General features: G+C 64.8%; 24 protein-coding genes. 18 read left to right on the forward strand and 6 right to left on the reverse strand.

All coding sequences use genetic code 11. The features are described from left to right. Window positions 1–10: 10 nt before the first annotated feature. Window positions 11–1348, reverse strand: coding sequence for an acyl-CoA dehydrogenase family protein (locus GRI59_RS06340; protein WP_160760301.1), 1338 nt, complete (start codon window positions 1346–1348; stop codon window positions 11–13). A gap of 79 nt (window positions 1349–1427) precedes the next feature. Beyond that, window positions 1428–2864, reverse strand: a complete 1437-nt coding sequence (locus tag GRI59_RS06345; protein WP_160760302.1) for an MFS transporter — start codon at window positions 2862–2864, stop codon at window positions 1428–1430. Between the two features lie 213 nt (window positions 2865–3077). Between GRI59_RS06345 and GRI59_RS06350 the strand changes: the two genes are divergently transcribed. The 4 genes from GRI59_RS06350 to GRI59_RS06365 all read left to right on the forward strand — a co-directional run bounded on the left by GRI59_RS06350 (window position 3078) and on the right by GRI59_RS06365 (window position 6797). Continuing rightward, on the forward strand, window positions 3078–4271 hold the full coding sequence (locus GRI59_RS06350) for an acyl-CoA dehydrogenase family protein (RefSeq protein ID WP_160760303.1): 1194 nt from the start codon (window positions 3078–3080) through the stop codon (window positions 4269–4271). Window positions 4272–4374: 103 nt separating this feature from the next. Next, window positions 4375–5514, forward strand: a complete 1140-nt coding sequence (locus GRI59_RS06355; protein ID WP_160760304.1) for an acyl-CoA dehydrogenase family protein — start codon at window positions 4375–4377, stop codon at window positions 5512–5514. Between the two features lie 111 nt (window positions 5515–5625). Further along, window positions 5626–6435, forward strand: a complete 810-nt coding sequence (locus GRI59_RS06360) for an SDR family oxidoreductase (protein ID WP_160760305.1) — start codon at window positions 5626–5628, stop codon at window positions 6433–6435. A 164-nt stretch (window positions 6436–6599) separates the two neighbouring features. Beyond that, the gene (locus tag GRI59_RS06365) at window positions 6600–6797 is read left to right on the forward strand and encodes a hypothetical protein (protein WP_160760306.1); all 198 of its coding nucleotides are present in this window, start codon (window positions 6600–6602) and stop codon (window positions 6795–6797) included. A 6-nt stretch (window positions 6798–6803) separates the two neighbouring features. Here GRI59_RS06365 and GRI59_RS06370 read toward each other — a convergent pair whose 3' ends face one another. The 4 genes from GRI59_RS06370 to GRI59_RS06385 all read right to left on the reverse strand — a co-directional run bounded on the left by GRI59_RS06370 (window position 6804) and on the right by GRI59_RS06385 (window position 10014). Further along, window positions 6804–8267, reverse strand: coding sequence for a porin (locus GRI59_RS06370; protein ID WP_419866787.1), 1464 nt, complete (start codon window positions 8265–8267; stop codon window positions 6804–6806). A gap of 140 nt (window positions 8268–8407) precedes the next feature. After that, window positions 8408–9058, reverse strand: a complete 651-nt coding sequence (gmk, locus tag GRI59_RS06375; protein ID WP_160760307.1) for a guanylate kinase — start codon at window positions 9056–9058, stop codon at window positions 8408–8410. Window positions 9059–9100: 42 nt separating this feature from the next. Further along, complete coding sequence (locus tag GRI59_RS06380; RefSeq protein ID WP_160760308.1) at window positions 9101–9529, reverse strand: hypothetical protein; 429 nt, start codon at window positions 9527–9529, stop codon at window positions 9101–9103. Window positions 9530–9534: 5 nt separating this feature from the next. Then, window positions 9535–10014 (reverse strand): SspB family protein, encoded by a 480-nt coding sequence (locus GRI59_RS06385; protein WP_160760450.1) that lies wholly within the window; start codon window positions 10012–10014, stop codon window positions 9535–9537. 146 nt (window positions 10015–10160) lie between these two features. Between GRI59_RS06385 and hisB the strand changes: the two genes are divergently transcribed. The 14 genes from hisB (at window position 10161) to pal (ending at window position 19056) form a co-directional block, all read left to right on the forward strand. Further along, window positions 10161–10781: an imidazoleglycerol-phosphate dehydratase HisB gene (hisB, locus tag GRI59_RS06390; RefSeq protein WP_160760309.1), complete on the forward strand. Its 621-nt coding sequence runs from the start codon at window positions 10161–10163 to the stop codon at window positions 10779–10781. Further along, window positions 10774–11070, forward strand: a complete 297-nt coding sequence (locus GRI59_RS06395) for a YciI family protein (protein WP_337190239.1) — start codon at window positions 10774–10776, stop codon at window positions 11068–11070. Before hisB ends, GRI59_RS06395 begins: the two co-directional genes overlap by 8 nt. A 116-nt stretch (window positions 11071–11186) precedes the next feature. Beyond that, window positions 11187–11813 carry an imidazole glycerol phosphate synthase subunit HisH gene (hisH, locus tag GRI59_RS06400; protein WP_160760310.1) on the forward strand — a complete coding sequence of 209 codons (627 nt, stop codon included), beginning with the start codon at window positions 11187–11189 and terminating at the stop codon, window positions 11811–11813. Continuing rightward, window positions 11810–12538 carry a 1-(5-phosphoribosyl)-5-[(5-phosphoribosylamino)methylideneamino]imidazole-4-carboxamide isomerase gene (gene hisA, locus GRI59_RS06405; protein ID WP_160760311.1) on the forward strand — a complete coding sequence of 243 codons (729 nt, stop codon included), beginning with the start codon at window positions 11810–11812 and terminating at the stop codon, window positions 12536–12538. The genes hisH and hisA overlap by 4 nt, the downstream gene beginning before the upstream one ends. 11 nt (window positions 12539–12549) lie before the next feature. Continuing rightward, window positions 12550–12840, forward strand: coding sequence for a hypothetical protein (locus GRI59_RS06410; protein WP_160760312.1), 291 nt, complete (start codon window positions 12550–12552; stop codon window positions 12838–12840). Next, window positions 12837–13598: an imidazole glycerol phosphate synthase subunit HisF gene (gene hisF / locus GRI59_RS06415; protein ID WP_160760313.1), complete on the forward strand. Its 762-nt coding sequence runs from the start codon at window positions 12837–12839 to the stop codon at window positions 13596–13598. Before GRI59_RS06410 ends, hisF begins: the two co-directional genes overlap by 4 nt. 240 nt (window positions 13599–13838) lie before the next feature. After that, window positions 13839–14153: a phosphoribosyl-ATP diphosphatase gene (locus tag GRI59_RS06420; RefSeq protein ID WP_183363498.1), complete on the forward strand. Its 315-nt coding sequence runs from the start codon at window positions 13839–13841 to the stop codon at window positions 14151–14153. Next, window positions 14153–14533 carry a histidine triad nucleotide-binding protein gene (locus tag GRI59_RS06425; protein WP_160760315.1) on the forward strand — a complete coding sequence of 127 codons (381 nt, stop codon included), beginning with the start codon at window positions 14153–14155 and terminating at the stop codon, window positions 14531–14533. Before GRI59_RS06420 ends, GRI59_RS06425 begins: the two co-directional genes overlap by 1 nt. A gap of 89 nt (window positions 14534–14622) precedes the next feature. Beyond that, entirely contained in the window at window positions 14623–15081 is a 459-nt protein-coding gene (locus GRI59_RS06430; protein ID WP_160760316.1) for a YbgC/FadM family acyl-CoA thioesterase, read from the forward strand. Beyond that, a complete protein-coding gene (tolQ, locus tag GRI59_RS06435) occupies window positions 15078–15785 on the forward strand; it encodes a protein TolQ (protein WP_160760317.1) in 708 nt (235 codons plus the stop codon). Before GRI59_RS06430 ends, tolQ begins: the two co-directional genes overlap by 4 nt. Further along, window positions 15785–16225, forward strand: a complete 441-nt coding sequence (locus tag GRI59_RS06440) for an ExbD/TolR family protein (RefSeq protein WP_160760318.1) — start codon at window positions 15785–15787, stop codon at window positions 16223–16225. The genes tolQ and GRI59_RS06440 overlap by 1 nt, the downstream gene beginning before the upstream one ends. Window positions 16226–16238: 13 nt before the next feature. Continuing rightward, window positions 16239–17108 carry a TonB C-terminal domain-containing protein gene (locus GRI59_RS06445; RefSeq protein ID WP_160760319.1) on the forward strand — a complete coding sequence of 290 codons (870 nt, stop codon included), beginning with the start codon at window positions 16239–16241 and terminating at the stop codon, window positions 17106–17108. Beyond that, the gene (gene tolB / locus GRI59_RS06450) at window positions 17105–18514 is read left to right on the forward strand and encodes a Tol-Pal system beta propeller repeat protein TolB (RefSeq protein WP_160760320.1); all 1410 of its coding nucleotides are present in this window, start codon (window positions 17105–17107) and stop codon (window positions 18512–18514) included. Before GRI59_RS06445 ends, tolB begins: the two co-directional genes overlap by 4 nt. A 26-nt stretch (window positions 18515–18540) precedes the next feature. Beyond that, window positions 18541–19056 (forward strand): peptidoglycan-associated lipoprotein Pal, encoded by a 516-nt coding sequence (gene pal / locus GRI59_RS06455; RefSeq protein WP_183363497.1) that lies wholly within the window; start codon window positions 18541–18543, stop codon window positions 19054–19056. Window positions 19057–19059 lie beyond the last annotated feature (3 nt).

The following is a 19059-nucleotide window of genomic DNA, read 5'->3' on the forward strand; positions in this document are numbered from 1 at the left end:
CGCGCCTTGATCAGCGCGCCACGCCCATGTCGCCCGAGCTGAAGCTCTGGGTTTCATTGACCACCCGGCCATGATCGCCGCGCAGGGCGTTGGCGGTCGGGCCGGGGACGGGTGCGTGCTTGGCGAACTCCATGTGCGCGATCGAGCGGGCGTGGACTTCGTCCGGCCCGTCGGCGAGCCGCAGAGTGCGCTGGTGGGCATAGGCCGAGGCAAGGCCGTAGTCTTCCGACACGCCGCCGCCGCCATGCGCCTGGATCGCATCGTCGATGATCTTGAGCGCCATGTTGGGCGCCTGCACCTTGATCATCGCGATTTCCTGCTTGGCAGACTTGTTGCCGACCTTGTCCATCATGTCAGCTGCCTTTAGGCAGAGCAGACGGGTCATGTCGATGTCGATGCGGGCACGCGCAACGCGCTCTTCCCAGACCGAGTGCTTGTAGACCGGCTTGCCGAAGGCTTCGCGCTCCTGCAGGCGGCGGCACATCTTGGCCAGCGCCTCTTCGGCGACACCGATGGTGCGCATGCAGTGGTGGATGCGGCCCGGCCCGAGGCGGCCTTGCGCGATCTCGAAGCCGCGCCCTTCGCCCAGCAGCATGTTCGAGACGGGGACGCGGACGTCCTTCATTTCGACTTCCATGTGGCCGTGCGGGGCATCGTCATAGCCGAACACCGGAAGGTGGCGCAGGATGGTGACGCCCGGCGCATCGATCGGCATCAGCACCATCGATTGCTGCGCGTGACGCTGTGCCGAGAAATCGGTCTTGCCCATCACGATCGCGACCTTGCAGCGCGGATCGCCGAGGCCCGAAGACCACCACTTGCGCCCGTTGATCACATAATGATCGCCGTCACGCTCGATCCGGGTCTCGATGTTCGTGGCGTCCGAGGAGGCGGTGTAGGGCTCGGTCATCAGGAAGGCCGAACGGATCTCGCCGTTCATCAGCGGCCGCAGCCATTCTTCCTTCTGCTCGCGCGTGCCGTAGCGGTGGAACACTTCCATGTTGCCGGTATCGGGCGCGGAGCAGTTGAACACTTCCGAAGCCCAGCCGAGCCGGCCCATTTCCTCGGCGCACAGCGCATATTCGAGGTTGGTGAGGCCCGGGCCTTCAAACTCGAAGCTGTCGTCGACATGGTGGTGGCTGTCGTTGCGCGGCGGCATGAACAGGTTCCAGATGCCGGCGTCCTTGGCCAGCTTCTTCTTGTCCTCGATGATCTGGATCACCTTCCAGCGATCACCCGCGGCGTCCTGCGCCTTGTAGGTGTCCATGTTGGGGCGCACATGCGTCTCGATGAAATCGCGCACACGGTTGCGCCAATAGACCTGGCGTTCAGTGGGTTCGAAATCCATGGGGGTGTTCCTCTCTCGTCCTATTTGAAAACCGAATCTGGCATTGACCGTGGCAGAGCCTTGTCCGCCCGCCAAGCTCTCATTTGTGCGTTAGAGCCCCTGCCGCAACGGCACGCTCACCCGCAATCCGGGTCGCGATGCGGGCCTCGTGATCGGCGCGCGTGATCGGGAAGCGGGCCAGCCAGAATGCCGCGATCAATGCCAGCACGGCGGTCACCAACAGGTAGGCCAGTGCAAGATTGGCGACCACATCGGGGGCGACGGCGGCCTGCGCGGTGCCAGGCTCAAGCCCGATGGTTTCGACGATCAGGCTGGTGAGCAGAATGCCCCCGCCGGTCGCCGACTTCTGGATCAGCCAGTTGCCCGCATAGAAGGTGCCTTCCGCGCGTTTACCGGTGCGTTCCTCAAACGCCTCGACAATCTCGGCCACCATCGACGTTGCCGAGATGATCGACACAACCCCCGCCGTATTCGCAGCCACCATGAAGGCCATGAACAGGCCGGTCGAAAGCGCCCCGCCGGTCTGCGGCCAGAATCCGATGAGGTAAAGGACATAGGGCGTCCCTGCGATGGCGAGTGCAGCCAAAGCGCCGCCCGCCCCGCTCAACGGCTTGCCAAAGCGGCGGTGCAGCGGGCCGACCAGAAGGAACATCGCCACCACCGACAGGCCCAGCGCCAGCGGGTAGAGCTTGAACGCCAGCTCGCTGAACTGCCACACATAGCGGATGACATAGAGCGTGATCGAGAGCGTCACGCCCTGACTGATATAGGCCGCCAAGGCACCGTAGGCGAAGATCACGAACGCGCGCTCGCGAAAGGCGTCGAAGATGTCGGCAAACGCCAGCCGTAGCGAGAACGGCGGCGGCGCCGTGTCGGGCAATCGCGCGACATAGGGGTGCTGTCCGGCAGCTGATCCGATCACCGAGACCAGCATGACCACCGCTCCCACCATCCCGAACACTGCATAGCCATCGGGCTGCAATTGCGATTCCGGGGTGGGCAGGAACACGGTGAAGGCCAGCACCGACATGGTCAGCCCGCCAACCCAGCCCGACAGGAAACGGTATCGGAACAGCGTGGTGCGCTCGACATAATCATTGGTGATTTCCGGCACCATGCTGATCGAGGGCACCTCGCAGGCGGACAGCAGCAGACGCACGCCCACGGCCAGCGCGACGATCTCCCAAAAGGTCGGCACGCCGGTGAACGGCGGCGACCACATCAGCACCCAGGCCAGCGCCAGCGGGATGGGGGCGAGATAGAGCCATGGCAGGCGGCGGCCCCAGCGGGTATAGGTGCGGTCGGACAAGTGCCCGATCAGCGGATCGGCGAAGGCGTCGATAATCAGCGCGGTCGCCAGGGCGGCGCCGACGATCCCGGCATCCACCCCCAGCACCAGATTGTAGAACGGCAGCAGGAAGAACGAAAAACCGCCGTCCTTGACCCCGAACGCCACGGCACCGAACCCATGCATCACTTTGAGCCTGCCCGGAAGCGGCCCGGCAATCATGCTCATCCGCGCCCGTCCCTCAGGCCACGCCAATCGCCGAATCCGGCCAATGTCTCTCTCCCAACTTCGGTTTCGAACCTAGACCGATTGCGCCGCTCGTCAATCGCGCCCGGTCTGACGCTACGGCATGGAGAAACCTGCGATGAGCCCTTGCGAGGGCCCTTCAAATGCCACTAACGTAAGCGTCAAGTGAGAGACACGAGAGAGGAGACTCGGCCGATGGCTGATCTGGATACATTCCGCAGCGAAACCCGCAGCTGGCTGGAGGCGAACTGCCCGGCCGAGATGCGCGAACCGGTGCGCGATGAAAGCGATATCTATTGGGGCGGCCGCCGCGCCACCTTCAAGAATGACGCTCAAAAAGCGTGGCTCGAAGCCTGCGTGGCCAAGGGCTACACCGTGCCCGCATGGCCCAAAGCCTATGGCGGGGCAGGGCTTTCGCCGGCAGAAGCCAAGGTGCTGCGCGAGGAAATGGGCCGCATCGGTGCCCGCCCGCCATTGAGCAGCTTCGGCATCTGGATGCTCGGCCCCGCGCTGCTGCATTTCGGCACCGAAGGCCAGAAGCAGCGCTTCCTCAACGAAATCGCGCGTGGCGAAATCCGCTGGTGTCAGGGCTATTCCGAACCCGGTTCGGGCTCTGATCTCGTGAGCCTTCAGACCTTCGGCGAAGACAAGGGCGATCACTGGGTCGTCAACGGCCAGAAGGTCTGGACGTCCTATGCCGACCACGCCGACTGGATCTTCTGCCTCGTCCGCACCGACAAGGCGGACAAGTATCAGGGCATCACCTTCATGCTGTTCGACATGGCCAGCGAAGGGGTCGCCACCAAGCCGATCCTGCTGATCAGTGGCAATTCGCCGTTCTGCGAAACCTTCTTTGATAACGTCGCGGTGCCCAAGTCCTATGGCGACGATTGCCCGGCCTACGTGGGCCAGATCAACCGCGGCTGGGACGTCGCCAAATACCTGCTCGGCCACGAACGCGAGATGATCTCGGGCGCCGATGGTGGGGATCGCACCGCCGGGATTGGTGCGGCGATGAAGCGGCATTCGGCCAAACTGGGCGATGAGCTCGATCCGGTGCTGCGCGCAGAGCTGGCGATGTTCGATGTCGATGCGCTGGCCTACACCGCGATGGGGGAGAAGTTCCTCGATGAAATCAAGGTCGGCAAGGCGCACCCCGCGCAGCCGAACATGATGAAATATGCCGGCACCGAACTGAACAAGCGTCGCCACGAATTGATGATGGCGGTGGGCGGTTCGCGCAGTCTCGAATGGGACAGCGAGGAAACCGAAGGCGGCAAGCCATCGCGTACCTGGCTGCGGACCAAGGCGAACTCGATCGAGGGCGGGACGAGCGAAGTGATGCTCAACGTCATCGCCAAGCGCATTCTCGACCTGCCGGGCGCTTGATAATTTAATCGTCCCCCCGGCGCAGGCCGGGGCCCAGATCGCTAGCGTTGCTGCTGGGCCCCGGCCTGCGCCGGGGTGACGAACACTTGGAGAGGGAAAACCAATGCCCCTGTATCACAACGAAGATCAGGCGATGCTTGCCGACACCGCGCGCGGATTTATCGCGGAAGAAGGCAACATCGCCAAGCAACTGCGCCACTGGCGCGACCGCAATTGCAAGGACGGTTTCGGCCACGGCCTCTGGAAGCAGATGGCCGAGATGGGCTTCACCGGCATGTTGGTGGACGAGTCCGACGGCGGGCTTGGCATGGGCCATGTCGAAGCCGGGATCGTGCTCGAGGAGATCGGCCGCAACCTCACGCCTTCGCCGTTCCTGACCTCATCCGTGCTGGCCGCGACTGCGTTGAAGCATGGAACGGACGACCTCAAGGGCCGCTATCTGCCCGGTCTGATCGCCGGTGATAGCGTGTTTGCCGTCGCCATCGACGAAACGGCCAAGCACCGCCCAAGCCGCATCACCACCCGCGCTGAAAAGTCGGGCAACGGCTTCAAGCTTTCGGGTGCTAAGAGTTTCGTCATTCATGGCGGCAGCGCCGACATGATCGTGGTCGCTGCGCGCACTTCGGGATCGGACGAAGATGCCGACGGGATCACCTTGTTCGCCGTGCCCAAGGACGCCAGCGGCATGAGCCATGACGTGGTGCGGCTGGTCGATTCCTCGATGGCGACGCACACCAAGTTCGACGCAGTTGAATTGGACGGCGATGCGGTCATCGGCGAGATCGATGGCGGGCGCGCAGTGCTTGATGCGATGCTGCTCGCGGGCCGTGTCGGCGCGGCGGCGGAAGGCGTCGGTGTCGCAAGGGGCGCGATGGACATGACCGTCGATTACCTCAAGCAGCGCAAGCAATTCGGCAAGCTGATCGGTGAGTTCCAAGCCCTCCAGCACCGCGCCAGCCACCTCTATTCCGAAGTCGAGATCGCCCGCGCCGCTACCATCAAGGCGCAGCAACTGCTTGACGGCGGTTCGGCCCATGCGGACTTAATGGCCAGCGTTGCCAAGGCCAAGGTCGCCAAGACCGCGCGCCTCGCGGTGCAGGAAGGCGTGCAGATGCACGGCGGCATCGGCATGACCGACGAATACGATCTCGGCCTCTACATGAAGCGCGACCGCGCCTTGGCCGAATTCCTGGGCGATGCCTATTTCCACGCGAACCGCGTGGCGGAATTGAGCGGGTATTGAACATTAATCCCCCGCCCCGGGCCTGACCCGGGGCCCCGCTTTTCTTCCGCGGCGGGCTAAAAGCAAGCGGGGTCTCGGATCACATCCGGGACGGTGGTAGAGAGAGAAAACATGGACATTCAATCACTTTTCAGCCTCGAAGGTCGCATTGCCCTCGTCACCGGCGGCAGCCGTGGCATCGGCAAGATGTTCGTCGAGGGCCTGCTCGCGGCGGGCTGCGCCAAGGTCTATATCTCGGCGCGCAAGCGTGACCAGATGCAGGACACCATCGACCAATTCGGCGCGGATCGCGTCATCGGCATCCCCGCCGACCTTAGCCAGATGGATGGCATGGTGAGCCTCGCCAATGAGCTGAAGGCGCGCGAGACGCGGCTCGACATCCTCATCAACAATGCCGGGGCGGCGTGGGGCCAGCCCTATCTCGAGTTCTCGGAAGCCGGGTGGCACCGGACGATGGACTTGAACGTCAAGACCCCGTTCTTCCTCACCCAGAAGCTCCACGATCTGCTGGTCGCAGGCGGGCAGAACGGGCATCCGGCCAAGGTGATCCACGTTTCGTCCATCGATGGGCAGAGGATCAACCCGTGGGAAACCTATGCCTATCAGGCGTCGAAGGCGGCGGTGATCCAGCTGACCCGGCGCATGGCCGCGCGGCTGATCCAGGACAATATCGTGGTGTCCTCCATCGCGCCCGGCGCTTTCCCGTCAGAGATGAACAAGGCCGCCAAGGATGCGCCTGACGCCAGCGCCTCGGGCATCCCGGCCAAGCGCATCGGCACCGCCGAAGACATGGCCGCCGCGGCAATCTACCTGTGCAGCCGCGCGGGCGATTACGTGGTGGGCGAGACGCTGACAGTCGATGGCGGCGTGGTCAACGCGCTGCTACCGAACCACTTCGCTGACCCGTCGGGCGGACACTGAGCCACCATTCAGCGCTAAGCACAGGGGCCGGGGGAGCGATGCTCCGGCCCTTCTTATTCGGCGTCGGCTATACTAGCATAGAGCGAGCCGCGCCGAGCAACGACATTGTCGGCACCCGGGACGGCTGATGCAGTGTGCACAGTCCGACTGAGCGGAGACCACCAATGGCCACAGTACCCACGCCCACGCCCGATACGGTCGAACCCACCGCGCCGCCGGTCGAAGCGCCGCCGCAGCCCAGCGAACCGTTTCCGTCCACGCCCGACGAAACCGAACCCACACCGCCCGATATTGACGAACCCGGTCGCGGCCCGGACGAAGTGCCGCCGGAGTTTTCCGGCATCACCGACCCCGATCAGTAGTTCGCCCTAGTAATTCCACTGCGCCTGCACGCGCAGGATCTGCCCCTCGGCCTGCCCGAAGCGCCGCTCGTCGGCCTCCTTGCGTGAGGCCCAGCCATAGGTGGTGGTGATCTCCAGCGCCGGGTCGATCTGGAATTCCAGGCCCAGTTCCAGCTCCTCGGTCTCAAGCCGGGGCGCGTTGATCGCCGCCTTGAAGCCGCCGCGGTAATACTGCCAGCGGGCGAAGGGGTGGATCGTGCCGATGGGCGTCTGGTCGATCTTGGCCATCACCTGCACGTAGCCGCCGTCAACCGGGCGTTCCTCGATCCGGCCGGTCGCGGGGACGAATTCCGGCCCCGTGCCCCAGTTCCATTCCGCCTGAACGCCGAAGGGCTGGGGGTAGAGGATCGCGTGCAGGTTGACGCGGTTGTCCTTGAAACCCACCGGGCTGACCCCGCCGGTGCGGATTTCCGGGCGGATGGTGTTGCGCATCACCGATCCGCCGATCTCGAACACTTGGCCATTGAGGCCCAAACCGTCGAGTTCGAACGGCCAGGTCGCCAGCGCGACCGCCATCACGTCATTATCGGTCTCGGTGCGGTTGAGGCCTTGCCCGTTGAACACGCCGAACCCGAAGGCGCCGTAATTGCCGAAGAGCTTTTGCCCGTCATCCGCCAGCCGGTCCCAGATCGCCTGCACACGCGGCGGGGTGTAATAGGCGACGATCCCGAGATCACGCTCGCCCGATGCAGCGGAGTTGATCGCATCGGTGCGGTCCAGCGCAAGGCGGTTGGAGGAGGACTGCATATTCTCCCAGCCATAGGGCACCTTCGACTGGCCGAGCCGTATGCGAAATGACTTGTCGCCGGTTGGGAAGACATCGGCATACATGTCGCGCAAGGACACCGTGCCTTCGCGCCGTTCGCCGACCGACTGGTTGGAAACGGCGGCGGCGAAATCGGGCTGGAAGTAGAGCGAAACGTGCTCGTTGAGGTCGCCTTGCAGGACCAGTCGCATCCGGCGGAAAGTGAAGTTGCTGTCGCCGTTCACCGCGCTATCGTGGATCGAGCGCAGGCGCGAAACCCCGGCGGGCGCGTCGGCATCGCCCGAGACGATCTGGCTGAAGCGCATCTGGGTGTAACCGCGCAGGCGCAGCTTTTCGTACCACGCCTCGCGCTTGGGCTTGGGCGTGGCGGCGGCGAGCGGGATCGACTCCGGCGCGGGCGGGGCGCTGACCGGAGCGGGCTGGGTGGGTGCGGGCGCAGCAAATGGTGCCGGGCCGGGCGAAGGGGCCGGCTGAGTCGTTTGCAGCGCGCTGACCATCGCCTTCAATTCATCAATCTGACGTTGAAGGTCGGCGATGGTGTTCGCCTGATCGGGCGCTTGCGACCCAGCGGGAGATGCGGCTTGCGCCATTGCAGGGGCGCAAATGCTGGCCAGCAGACCGGCAGTGATCAGGCGGACGGCGAGGCCGTGAGAATGGCGGGGCATGAACTACCGCTTTCGCAATGTGCCCGCTCACAATGAGCCGGCTGCGAGGCGCGGATATGTCGGTTGAGTGTCAGATATATGACATTTACGACCGATTTATCACAATTGCGACAAACGGCGATGCGGCCTGCGACCAGTGGTTAGCCCATCAATCCGCGCACAAACGGGATCAGCCCGGTCTGACGGGCACGCTTCATACGCTCGGCTTCAAGGATCGCGTGGACCTTGTCGAAGCACACGTTCACATCATCATTGATGATCACGTAGTCATAGCCGTCCCAGTGGCTGATCTCGGCGCGGGCGCGTTCCATGCGGGCGTTGATGACGTTGGTGCTGTCGGTCGCGCGGCCTTTGAGGCGGCGGTGCAGCTCCTCGATTGAGGGCGGCAGGATGAACACCCGCACCACGTCCTGCTGGTCTTTCTGGTACAGCTGCTGCGTGCCCTGCCAGTCGATATCGAACAGGAAGTCCTGCCCTTCCTTCAGCGCGGCGCGAATTTTGCCCTTGGGCGTGCCATAGCGGTGGCCGAAGACGTGCGCCCATTCGTAGAAGTCGTCCTCTTCGACCATACGGTCGAACTCGGCCTCAGTGACGAAATGGTAATGCACCCCGTCGACCTCGTTCGGACGCGGCGGGCGGGTGGTGGCCGAGACCGAGAGCTTGATCTCGGCATCCTTGGCCAGCAGCATCCGTGACAGCGTCGTCTTGCCCGCGCCCGAAGGTGAGGAGAGGATGAACATCAGGCCCCGGCGATGGAGCGTGTCGTCTGCGTGGTGTGAGGTGTCGCCCATAGGCCCCGTTGCACCAACACAGGCGTGCAAATCAAGCGGCGATCAGGATTCGCCAGTGGGAGTCTTGCGCGCCTTGCGCTTTGCCTCAAGCCGCTTGCCCCGGTCGTAGAACACCTTGGCCGCCAGCCCACCTGCCACCACCGCCAGCCCGATGGGAGAACGGCGCGCAAGGTGGCTCGCGCCCCATAGGGCTACGCTGGTGGCCAACCCGCGCCCATCGACCAGCTTGTCGGCCTTGGCCTTGTCATAGCTTTTGACGAGCAGTCCGCGCTCCATCCGGTTGCGCAGCAGTCCACCAGCGGCGCGCAAGACGATGTCGGCGATCACGAGATTGGTGGCGGCTACCGGACTGGGCAACGGCAGGCCGCCGGGGCCGGTCGGGGCAGTCTTGTTGGCGGCAGCAGCATCAGTAGGCGGCGCAGCTGCGGCCTTGCCGCGCTTGCCCCTGCTCGCCCCCTTGCCCCGCGCCATCGGGCCTACTTCTTGCGCCCGAAATCGATGCTGACCACGTTCGAGCCATCGGGATCCGTGTCCGGCCCGTCATTTTCGGCGTCTTCGTGGGCTTCGGGCTCCAGCTCCTCGACCGCAGCCTGGAACTGGAGGCCGAAATCGACCGCCGGATCGACGAAGGCGGTGATCGCGGCGAAGGGGATCTGCAACTTCGCCGGCACCTGATTGAAGGTGAGGCTGACCGTGAAGCTGTGCGGGAAGACCTCAAGATCCCAGAACTTGTTCTGGAGCACGATGGTCATCTCGTCCGGGAAGCGTTCGCGCAGGTGCGGCGGGATCGACACGCCCGGCGCTCCGGTCTTGAAGGTGATGTAGAAGTGATGCGCGCCGGGCAAGGTGCTGCCGCCGCTGACAATCGAGCCCAGCACCCGGCCGACGACCGCACGCAGGGCTTCCTGCACGATTTCGTCATAGGGGATCAGGCTGTCGGGAGCGTCGCTGGTCATCACACGGCGATTGGTGACGCCGCGCGCGGGCTTGGTCAAGCCCCCATCCCGCTTTGACACAGGATTGCCGCGCAGGATTGACGCGGCTTCGCAAGCAGATGCGCGCGATGCTTGTCTTGCGCGCCGAGCCGACTATAGCGCGGCTCATGGCCAGCACCCTCGCCCAAACCCCTCCACGCACCGGCTCGGTAGAGCGCAACACCACCGAGACCGCAATCGCCATCCACGTCAATCTCGACGGGACGGGCGCCTATGATGTGTCGACCGGGATCGGGTTCCTCGATCATATGGTCGAACAGTTCAGCCGCCATTCGCTGATCGATGTGACGATGAAGGTGCAGGGCGACCTCCATGTCGACCAGCACCACACAACCGAAGATTCAGCGATTGCGCTGGGGCAAGCGATCACACAGGCCTTGGGCGACAAGGCCGGGATCGGCCGGTACGGCGCGGCCTATTCGCCGATGGACGAGACGCTGAGCCGCGTGGCGCTGGACATTTCCGGGCGGCCTTTCCTCGTATGGAAGGCGAAGTTCACGCAGGAACGCTTGGGCGAATGGGATACCGAGCTCATCGAGCACTGGTTCCATTCGGTCAGCCAGAGCGCGGGCATCACCCTGCACATGGAACTGCTCTACGGCAGCAACAACCACCACATCTGCGAAAGCCTCTACAAGGGCTTCGCGCGCGCGATGCGGCAGGCAGTCGAGCGCGACCCACGCAAAGGCGGCGCGATCCCGAGCACCAAGGGGCAGCTGGGTGGCTAGCATCTTCATCGCCTCGCTGACCTACACTGTCCCGATCGAACAGGTCGACGCGGTGCTGGCCGATCACTTGGCATGGCTGAAAGCCGGACACGAGGCGGGGCATTTCCTCGCCTGGGGCCCGCGCGAGCCGCGCGATGGCGGTCTGATCTTCGTGAAGGCCGCCAGCCGCACCGATGCTGAGGCGCTGCTGATGAGCGACCCCTTCATGCTCCACCAATTGGCTGATCTGACCATCACCCAATGGACCCCGCGCTTTGTCGGGCCGGGGCTGGAAGCTTTCAATGCGTAGAAGCGCTGGAACGGCTGTGCCGCAGCCGCAAGCGCGACTGCGCGCCCGCAGCGGGCGCGGCTTTGCCGCGCGTATAGCGAGGACCGCGCGCCCGGATGGGCGTGCGGAACGCGAAAATGCCTGAAGTTGTCGCGCTCGTGGATTACGGCGCGGGCAACCTTCACTCGGTGCACAATGCCTTGAGGGCGGCCGGGGCAGAGGTAACCGTTACCGCCGATCCCTATGTGGTGCGCGCGGCGGACCGGATTGTTCTGCCCGGCGTGGGCAGCTTCAAGGCCTGTGCTGAAGGCCTGCGGGCGATCCCGCACATGGTCGAAGCCATGACCGAGCGTGTTCACGTGGGCGGCGCGCCGTTCCTTGGCATTTGCGTCGGAATGCAATTGCTGGCTGACAGAGGGCTGGAACACGGCGAAACCCCCGGCCTCGGCTGGGTGCCGGGCGAGGTGCGGCTGATCCAGCCGTCCGATGCGGCGATCAAAGTGCCGCACATGGGCTGGAACGATGTCGCCCTGCTGCCCCACGCGCGAGGGTCTGCGGTGATCGAGGAGGGCGAGGCCTATTTCCTCCACTCCTACCACTTCGCCGCCGACAACCCGCATGATGTCGCCGCCATGACCGATCACGGCGAGGGGCTGGTCGCCGCCGTCGCCCGCGACAACATTATCGGCGTGCAGTTTCACCCGGAAAAGAGCCAAGCCTACGGGCTGGCGACGCTCCGGCGCTTTCTGGAGTGGTATCCGTGATCGTCTTCCCAGCAATCGACCTCAAGAACGGTCAGGTCGTGCGCCTGTCCGAAGGCGACATGGAGCGGGCCACGATCTACGGCGATGATCCGGCTGCGCAGGCGATGATCTTCGCCGATGCGGGAGCCGAGCATCTCCATGTGGTCGACCTCGACGGCAGCTTCGCGGGCGAAAGCCGCAACCGCGCGGCGGTGGAAGCGATTATCGAAGCCTTCCCCGGCTATGTGCAACTGGGCGGCGGTATCCGCGATGCGGCGGCGGTCGAGGGGTGGTTCAATCTCGGTGTCGCGCGGGTGGTGATGGGTTCCGCCGCGCTCAAGAACCCCGAGTTCGTCAAGGACATGGCGCGCGAATGGGAAGGCGGCATCGTCGTCGCGGTGGACGCGAAAGACGGCATGGTCGCGACTGAAGGCTGGGCGGAAGTCTCCGACGTTCCCGTCACTGACCTTGCCCGCCGGTTCGAGGATGCAGGCGTCGCCTCGCTTTTGTTCACTGACATTGGCCGCGACGGGTTGCTGAAGGGCGTGAACATCGAGGCGACCGTCGATCTGGCGCGCCGCGTGGACATCCCGGTGATCGCCAGCGGCGGAGTGAAGGGGCTGGACGACATCCACATCCTTGCGCTCCACGCGCATGAGGGGATCGAGGGGGTCATCACCGGGCGGGCGCTGTATGAAGGGCGGCTCGATCTGGCGGCGGCCATCGCGATGGGCGCACGGGCGTAGAAATGCGCCTGATGGGCTTTCTCTTCTTGTGCCTCACCTTCCTTGCGGGGGTGACAATTGGCACGGTCGAGATTGCGCTCATCAATATCATTGTCTTCATGGGGTTTGCACTCGCCGCCGACCAGTTTCTCGCCCCGCGCTATGGCAAGAACGGGTTGGTCTACGGCATGGCGGGGGCGTTCTTCCTGAGTTTCCTGTGGCCGGTCGCGGTCCACACATGGCGCGGCGAGCCGACCTGCGTTGGCGAGCATTGCCTGCCCAAGGAGCCTGAAATGACCGTCACTCTGAGCCCCGCCCGATGACCGTTCGTATCCGGGTGATCCCTTGCCTCGACGTCGCCAATGGCCGCGTGGTGAAGGGCGTGAACTTCGTCGACCTCAAGGACGCGGGCGATCCGGTCGAACAGGCGCGCGCCTATGACGCGGCAGGGGCGGACGAACTGTGCTTTCTCGACATTTCCGCCAGCCACGAAGGGCGCGGGACGTTGCTCGATATGGTGCGCAGGACGGCAGAGGTGTGCTTCATGCCGCTGACGGTGGGCGGCGGCGTGCGCTCTGCCGATGATGCGCGTGCACTGCTGCTGGCGGGGGCAGACAAGGTTGCGGTGAACAGCGCCGCTGTCGCCCGGCCTGAGCTGGTGGGCGAGATTGCCGCGAAGTTCGGCAGCCAGTGCGTGGTCGCCAGTGTCGATGCGCGCCGCACGCCGCGCGGGAACTGGGAAATCTTCACCCATGGCGGGCGCAAGCCCACCGGCATCGACGCGGTCGAATATGCGCTGAAGGTCGCCGATCTGGGCGCGGGCGAATTGCTCGTCACTTCGATGGACGGGGACGGGACGCAGCGCGGCTATGACCTCGCTTTGACCTGCGAGATTGCCGATGCCGTCAGCGTGCCGGTGATCGCCAGCGGCGGGGTGGGGAGCCTCGACCATCTGGTGGATGGCGTAACCAAGGGCCATGCCAGCGCGGTGCTCGCTGCGAGCATCTTCCACTTCGGCACGCACACCATCGCCGAGGCGCACGCGGCGTTGCGCGCAGCGGGGCTTCCGGCGCGGGGGTGAACTGCGCCAGCCGCGCCAGCGGCCTTCCTGTTTCACGCGAAGACGCGAAGAGAGCAGTCCGCGCTGCGGCATAGCGCGACATCTTCGCGTCTTCGCGTGAAATAATCTGCGGCTTCGCCGCCAGCGCGACCTCTCTGCGCCTCTGCTTCCTCTGCGCCTCTGCGTGAAACCCTTTCATTCCCGGAGTGGGGCAAGGGGAGGGGCTTTATGTGCGCGCGTGCCTCCCCTATGGCACACGCCATGGACACCCTCACCCGCCTCGAAGCCACCATCGCCCAGCGCCTTCAGGCTTCCCCTGAGACAAGCTACGTGGCGAAACTCCATGCTAAGGGGCTGAAGACCATCGCCCAGAAGCTCGGCGAGGAGGCGACCGAGGCGGTTATTGCCGCGCTCGCCGGGGACGAGGCCGAGCTGGTGGGCGAGGCGGCCGATCTCCTCTTTCATCTCATGGTGCTGCTCGCCGAAAAGGGCGTGACACTCGAACAGGTGCTCGCCGAACTCGACCGGCGCGAGGGCGTGTCCGGCCTCGCCGAAAAAGCTGCACGGAGCGAATAATGCCGATCGACCCGACCCTGCCTTACGATGACAACAATATCTTCGCCCGCATCCTGCGCGGGGAAATCCCGTCACGCAAAGTCTACGAGGATGACTGGGCCTTCGCTTTCGAGGACATCAACCCGCAGGCCGAAGTGCATACGCTGGTGATCCCCAAGGGCCGCTATGTCAGCTGGGACGATTTCAGCGCCAAGGCTTCGGACGCGGAAATCGGCGGTTTCATCCGCGCCGTGGGCGAAGTGGCGCGGGCCAAGGGGCTGGTCGAACCCGGCTACCGCCTCCTCGCCAATATCGGCGCGCATGGCGGGCAGGAAGTGCCGCATCTGCACGTCCATATCTTTGGTGGGGAGCCGCTGGGTCCGATGATCGCGCGGCGGTAAGGGCGCTCGGCCCCCGTTACACCGCTGTTCATCGACAAAACGCAAACAGCAGCCTTTGCAGCGATTCCCCGCTCGGCTAGGTGGCAGGTATGATCTCTCCCAACCCTCCTGGCGGCATCCTTGACGGCGCGCGGCATCTCTATGCCGTGCGGGTCTATTACGAGGACACCGATTTGTCGGGGATCACCTACCATGCCAATTACTTGCGCTGGTTCGAACGCGCGCGCAGCGATCTGCTGCGGCTGCTCGGGATCGATCAGCGCGCGGCAATCGAAGGCGGCGAGGGCGCCTATGCGCTGTCCGAAGTGAACCTCAAATATCTGCGCCCGGCCAAGCTTGATGACGATGTGGTGATCGAAACCCGCTGCACTGATCTTGGTGCGGCGTCGTGCCGGATGCACCAGATCGCGCGACGGGGGGATGAGATGCTGTGCGAGGCGCATCTGCGCGTCGGCTTCATCACCCTCGATGGCCGCCCCCGCCGCCAGCCCGCCGAATGGCGCGCGGCTTTTGCCAATTTCATGAACCAAGGAAACCCGAACCCGTGACGCTTGCCCTGCTCAGCGCTGCTGCTGCTGCCACTGCCCCGACCCGGCTCGATCCGGTCGAACTGTTCCTCCAGGCCGATATCATCGTGCAGGCGGTGATGGTCGGCCTGCTGTTGGCGAGCGTGTGGGTGTGGACGATCATCGTCTCCTTCTCGATGCGGATTGGCGCGCTCGGCAAGAAGTCGCGCGCATATGAGGCGGAATTCTGGGAACAGCGTGACCGGGAGGCGCTGCTCACCAAGCAGGTGAGAAACGAAGTGCCCGCCGCGCGGGTCGCCGCCGCCGGGCTGGACGAATGGCGCAAGTCGACCGCCAAGCAGCCGGTTGACCGTGACGCCACCCGCCAGCGCATCGCCGCCGCGATGGACAGCCAGATCGCCGAGGAAGCGGATGAGCTTGCCGGGCGGCTGAATTTCCTCGCCACAGTCGGCTCGGTTGCGCCGTTTGTGGGCCTGTTCGGCACGGTGTGGGGGATCATGAACAGCTTCTTCCAGATCGGCGCGCAGCAGAGCGCTTCGCTGGCAGTCGTTGCCCCCGGTATCGCCGAAGCGCTGTTTGCGACCGCCATCGGCCTGTTCGCCGCGATCCCCGCCGTCATCGCCTATAACCGCTTCGGCGGGGCGGTTGATCGGTACGAGGCGGTGCTTCAGCGCTTTGCCGACAAGCTCCACACCGGCCTCAGCCGCGAGCTGGACCGCGCCTGATGGGCATGGGCGTATCCTCCCGCCGCAAGGGCGCCAAGCGCTCGCGCCGCGCCGCGATGGCCGAGATCAACGTCACCCCGCTGGTTGACGTGATGCTGGTGCTGTTGATCATCTTCATGGTCACGGTCACGCTCCCCGCCGTCGGGGTGCCGGTCGAACTTCCCGAAAGCCGCGCCGCGCCGGTGGAAGAGCAGCCCGAGCAGATCACTATTTCCATCGACCGGGCAGGCGTGATCTATATCGAGGACGAAGCTGTGGCCGCTGGAGGGCTTCCCGACGCATTGGAGGCACTGGATCGTGGGAGTGAGCAGCCGCTGATCGTGCTGCGCGGGGATCGTAGTCTGGACTATGGCCGGGTGATGCAGGTTATGGGTGAGTTGGGCCGGGCAGGCTTCACTTCGATCTCGTTAGTCACTGACGGTTCAGTTTCGGCCCCATAGTCGGGATGCGGTGATGGGTGAAATTGCGCTCCGGAATGACGAAAAGGTCGGCCTTGCCGCCGCCGTCGTGCTGCACGGCGCGCTGGTAGCTGTGCTCCTGATGCAGACGGTGCGCACCGAAGTGTCGGTTTTCCCCGAGCGGATGACGGTGAGCCTAGCGACCGAGGTGGGGCTTGAGGCTGCCGCGCCCGATCCGGTGGCTGAAAGCCGCGCCTCGATCGCGCCCACGCTTTCACCCGAGCCTGCTCCTGCGCCAGAGCCTCAACCGGCCCCGCCCGAGCGGGTGGAGCGCGCGCCTGCCCCGCAGCCGAGGCCGCAGCCCTCCCGCGCCGCGCGTCCGACCCCCACTCCGACCCAGTTTGCCCCCTCGCGCGACCGTTCACGCCCCGACCGCACGCCTGCACCCCGCGCCAGTTCAGCGCCCGCGCCGCGCCCAACCAGTAGCCCTGCGCCGACCCGTACCGCCAACAGCGGCGGGGGCAGCCGGATCGGTGACGACTTCCTTGAGGGCAAGGGCAGTTCAACCACAACCACGGAAACCCGCGCACCGGCCGCGCAGATTGGCGCTGCCGCCAAGGCGTCCATCGGGCAGGCGCTCGCCCGGCAGGTCAAACCGCACTGGACAGCGCCGCAGGGGGTGGATGTCGACCTGCTGGTGACATTGGTCGATTTTGATCTCAATCCTGATGGGACCCTCAAGGGCCGCCCGCGGTTGCGCAGCCAAAGCGGCGTCAACGACTCCAACCGCGCACAAGCCGCGCGCCACGCTGAAAACGCGATCCGCGCCGTCCAGCTTGCCGCGCCGTTCAATCTGCCCGAAGAGTATTACGAGGCCTGGAAGACTGTCCGGGGCGCTCGGTTTGACAGGAATACATCACGATGAAATTCGCTCAGTTTGCCGCCTTGCTTGTCACCGCCGCATTCCCCGCGTCCGTCATGGCGCAGGATTTGGGTGCACCCATTGGTGAGGATGGCCCGGTCGAACGCGCTGCTACCGATGCCTCTCAGGCGCAGGCGGAGGAGGGCATCTCCTTCACCGTCACCGATGAAAGCGCATGGCAGGACATCGGCATCGCCATTCCCGCCTTCGCTACTGACCGTGATCGCGCCACCCCCGCCAACGAGGCCGGAACCGGCGCGCTGGGGCGTGAGGTGGCGCGCGTGATCACCGCCAACCTACGCAACAACGGCCTGTTCAAGCCGGTCGGCCCGGACAGCCTGCCGCAGCCCAGCTTTACCCAGATCACCGCGCCTGCCTTCAGCACCTGGAGCGGACGCAGCGCCGAGATGCTGGTCCACGGTTACGTCCGCGCGCGTGACGATGGGCGGCTGGTGGTCGGTTGCTACCTGTATGACGTGGCGCTCCAGAATGAACTGGTGCGCGAGGGCTGGGTGGTCGCTCCCGGCGACTGGCGGCGGGCTGCGCACAAGTGCTCTGACCTCATCTTCAGCCGCCTCACCGGCGAAAGCCCGTTCTTCGACAGTCGCATCGCCTATATCGCTGAAACAGGTCCCAAGGACCGCCGCGTGAAGCGCCTTGCGGTGATGGACAGCGACGGGGCCAACCACCGTTTCCTGACGCTGGGCAGCGCCACCGCGCTGACCCCGCGCTATTCGCCTGACTATTCGAAGATCCTGTATCTCAGCTATGTCGACGGCAATCCGCGCATCTATGTCTACGACATCGGCACCGGCAAGCAGACGCTGGTGAGCGAGAACCGCAACCCCACCATCGCCCCGCGCTGGTCACCCGATGGCAAGTCGATCCTCTATTCGATGGGAGTTGCCGGGAATACCGACATCTACCGCGTGCCAGCCACCGGCGGCGCGAGCGTCAAGCTGACCGACAATCCGGGGATTGACGTCGGCGGCTCATTCTCTCCCGATGGCTCCAAGATCGTGTTCGAAAGCGACCGTTCGGGCAGCCAGCAATGCTATGTCATGGATGCGGACGGCAAGAACCAGAAGCGCATCAGCTTCTTCGGCGGACGCTGCGCCACGCCCGAATGGAGCCCGCGCGGAGATCAGATTGCCTTCACGCGGATCGCGGGCGATTTCAACGTCGCGGTAATGAATACCGGCGGCGGCGGGATGCGCGTGCTGACCCGCGGCTGGCAGGACGAAGCCCCGACCTGGGCCCCCAATGGCCGCATCATCCAGTTCTTCCGCACCGAAAGGAACACCGGGCGCTCAGGGATCTGGCAGGTCGATCTGACCGGCCAGAACGAACGCCGCCTTCCGACCCCCGTTGATGCTTCAGACCCTGCCTGGGGCCCGATCCGCCCCTGACTATTTACATGAAAGGAACACAAGCGATGAACACCAAGATTGCAACGATCCTGCTGCTGGCGTCTGCCACTGCCCTTGCCGGCTGCGCGAAGAAGGCGCCGGCGACTCTTCCGCCAACTCCGGTCGAAAACTCGGGCTCCGGCTCCCAGCCCATGCCGCCGTCCGATGGCGCAGCGGTCGGGACGCAGCAGCACTTCGCCGCGGCGGTTGGTTCTTCGACCACGATCTACTTCGACACCGATCGCTATAACGTCGATTCACAGGATGCTGCCGCTTTGCAGGCGCAGGCGCAGTATTTCGCCCGCTATCCGCAGATCACCTTCACCATCGAAGGCCATGCTGACGAGCGCGGGACGCGCGAATACAACCTTGCGCTGGGTGAACGCCGGGCCGATGCGGCCAAGGCCTATCTCGTCAGCCTCGGCGTGGCACCGAACCGCATTTCAGTGGTGAGCTACGGCAAGGAGCGCCCGGTGGCACTGGCTTCGAATGAAAGCGCGTGGGCACAGAACCGCCGCGCCGCCAGCGTCATCATCAACTGATTA

The sequence above is a fragment of the Erythrobacter ramosus genome, assembly GCF_009828055.1.
GTDB lineage: Bacteria > Pseudomonadota > Alphaproteobacteria > Sphingomonadales > Sphingomonadaceae > Erythrobacter > Erythrobacter ramosus.

What these genes read in the sequence shown, in the direction of transcription:
- GRI59_RS06340 (WP_160760301.1), bottom strand. Translation starts at nt 1,348, where the DNA reads ATGGATTTCGAACCCACTGAACGCCAGGTCTATTGGCGCAACCGTGTG.
- GRI59_RS06345 (WP_160760302.1), bottom strand. Translation starts at nt 2,864, where the DNA reads ATGAGCATGATTGCCGGGCCGCTTCCGGGCAGGCTCAAAGTGATGCAT.
- GRI59_RS06350 (WP_160760303.1), top strand. Translation starts at nt 3,078, where the DNA reads ATGGCTGATCTGGATACATTCCGCAGCGAAACCCGCAGCTGGCTGGAG.
- GRI59_RS06355 (WP_160760304.1), top strand. Translation starts at nt 4,375, where the DNA reads ATGCCCCTGTATCACAACGAAGATCAGGCGATGCTTGCCGACACCGCG.
- GRI59_RS06360 (WP_160760305.1), top strand. Translation starts at nt 5,626, where the DNA reads ATGGACATTCAATCACTTTTCAGCCTCGAAGGTCGCATTGCCCTCGTC.
- GRI59_RS06365 (WP_160760306.1), top strand. Translation starts at nt 6,600, where the DNA reads ATGGCCACAGTACCCACGCCCACGCCCGATACGGTCGAACCCACCGCG.
- GRI59_RS06370 (WP_419866787.1), bottom strand. Translation starts at nt 8,267, where the DNA reads ATGCCCCGCCATTCTCACGGCCTCGCCGTCCGCCTGATCACTGCCGGT.
- gmk (WP_160760307.1), bottom strand. Translation starts at nt 9,058, where the DNA reads ATGGGCGACACCTCACACCACGCAGACGACACGCTCCATCGCCGGGGC.
- GRI59_RS06380 (WP_160760308.1), bottom strand. Translation starts at nt 9,529, where the DNA reads ATGGCGCGGGGCAAGGGGGCGAGCAGGGGCAAGCGCGGCAAGGCCGCA.
- GRI59_RS06385 (WP_160760450.1), bottom strand. Translation starts at nt 10,014, where the DNA reads ATGACCAGCGACGCTCCCGACAGCCTGATCCCCTATGACGAAATCGTG.
- hisB (WP_160760309.1), top strand. Translation starts at nt 10,161, where the DNA reads ATGGCCAGCACCCTCGCCCAAACCCCTCCACGCACCGGCTCGGTAGAG.
- hisH (WP_160760310.1), top strand. Translation starts at nt 11,187, where the DNA reads ATGCCTGAAGTTGTCGCGCTCGTGGATTACGGCGCGGGCAACCTTCAC.
- GRI59_RS06410 (WP_160760312.1), top strand. Translation starts at nt 12,550, where the DNA reads ATGGGCTTTCTCTTCTTGTGCCTCACCTTCCTTGCGGGGGTGACAATT.
- hisF (WP_160760313.1), top strand. Translation starts at nt 12,837, where the DNA reads ATGACCGTTCGTATCCGGGTGATCCCTTGCCTCGACGTCGCCAATGGC.
- GRI59_RS06420 (WP_183363498.1), top strand. Translation starts at nt 13,839, where the DNA reads ATGGACACCCTCACCCGCCTCGAAGCCACCATCGCCCAGCGCCTTCAG.
- GRI59_RS06425 (WP_160760315.1), top strand. Translation starts at nt 14,153, where the DNA reads ATGCCGATCGACCCGACCCTGCCTTACGATGACAACAATATCTTCGCC.
- GRI59_RS06430 (WP_160760316.1), top strand. Translation starts at nt 14,623, where the DNA reads ATGATCTCTCCCAACCCTCCTGGCGGCATCCTTGACGGCGCGCGGCAT.
- GRI59_RS06440 (WP_160760318.1), top strand. Translation starts at nt 15,785, where the DNA reads ATGGGCATGGGCGTATCCTCCCGCCGCAAGGGCGCCAAGCGCTCGCGC.
- GRI59_RS06445 (WP_160760319.1), top strand. Translation starts at nt 16,239, where the DNA reads ATGGGTGAAATTGCGCTCCGGAATGACGAAAAGGTCGGCCTTGCCGCC.
- tolB (WP_160760320.1), top strand. Translation starts at nt 17,105, where the DNA reads ATGAAATTCGCTCAGTTTGCCGCCTTGCTTGTCACCGCCGCATTCCCC.
- pal (WP_183363497.1), top strand. Translation starts at nt 18,541, where the DNA reads ATGAACACCAAGATTGCAACGATCCTGCTGCTGGCGTCTGCCACTGCC.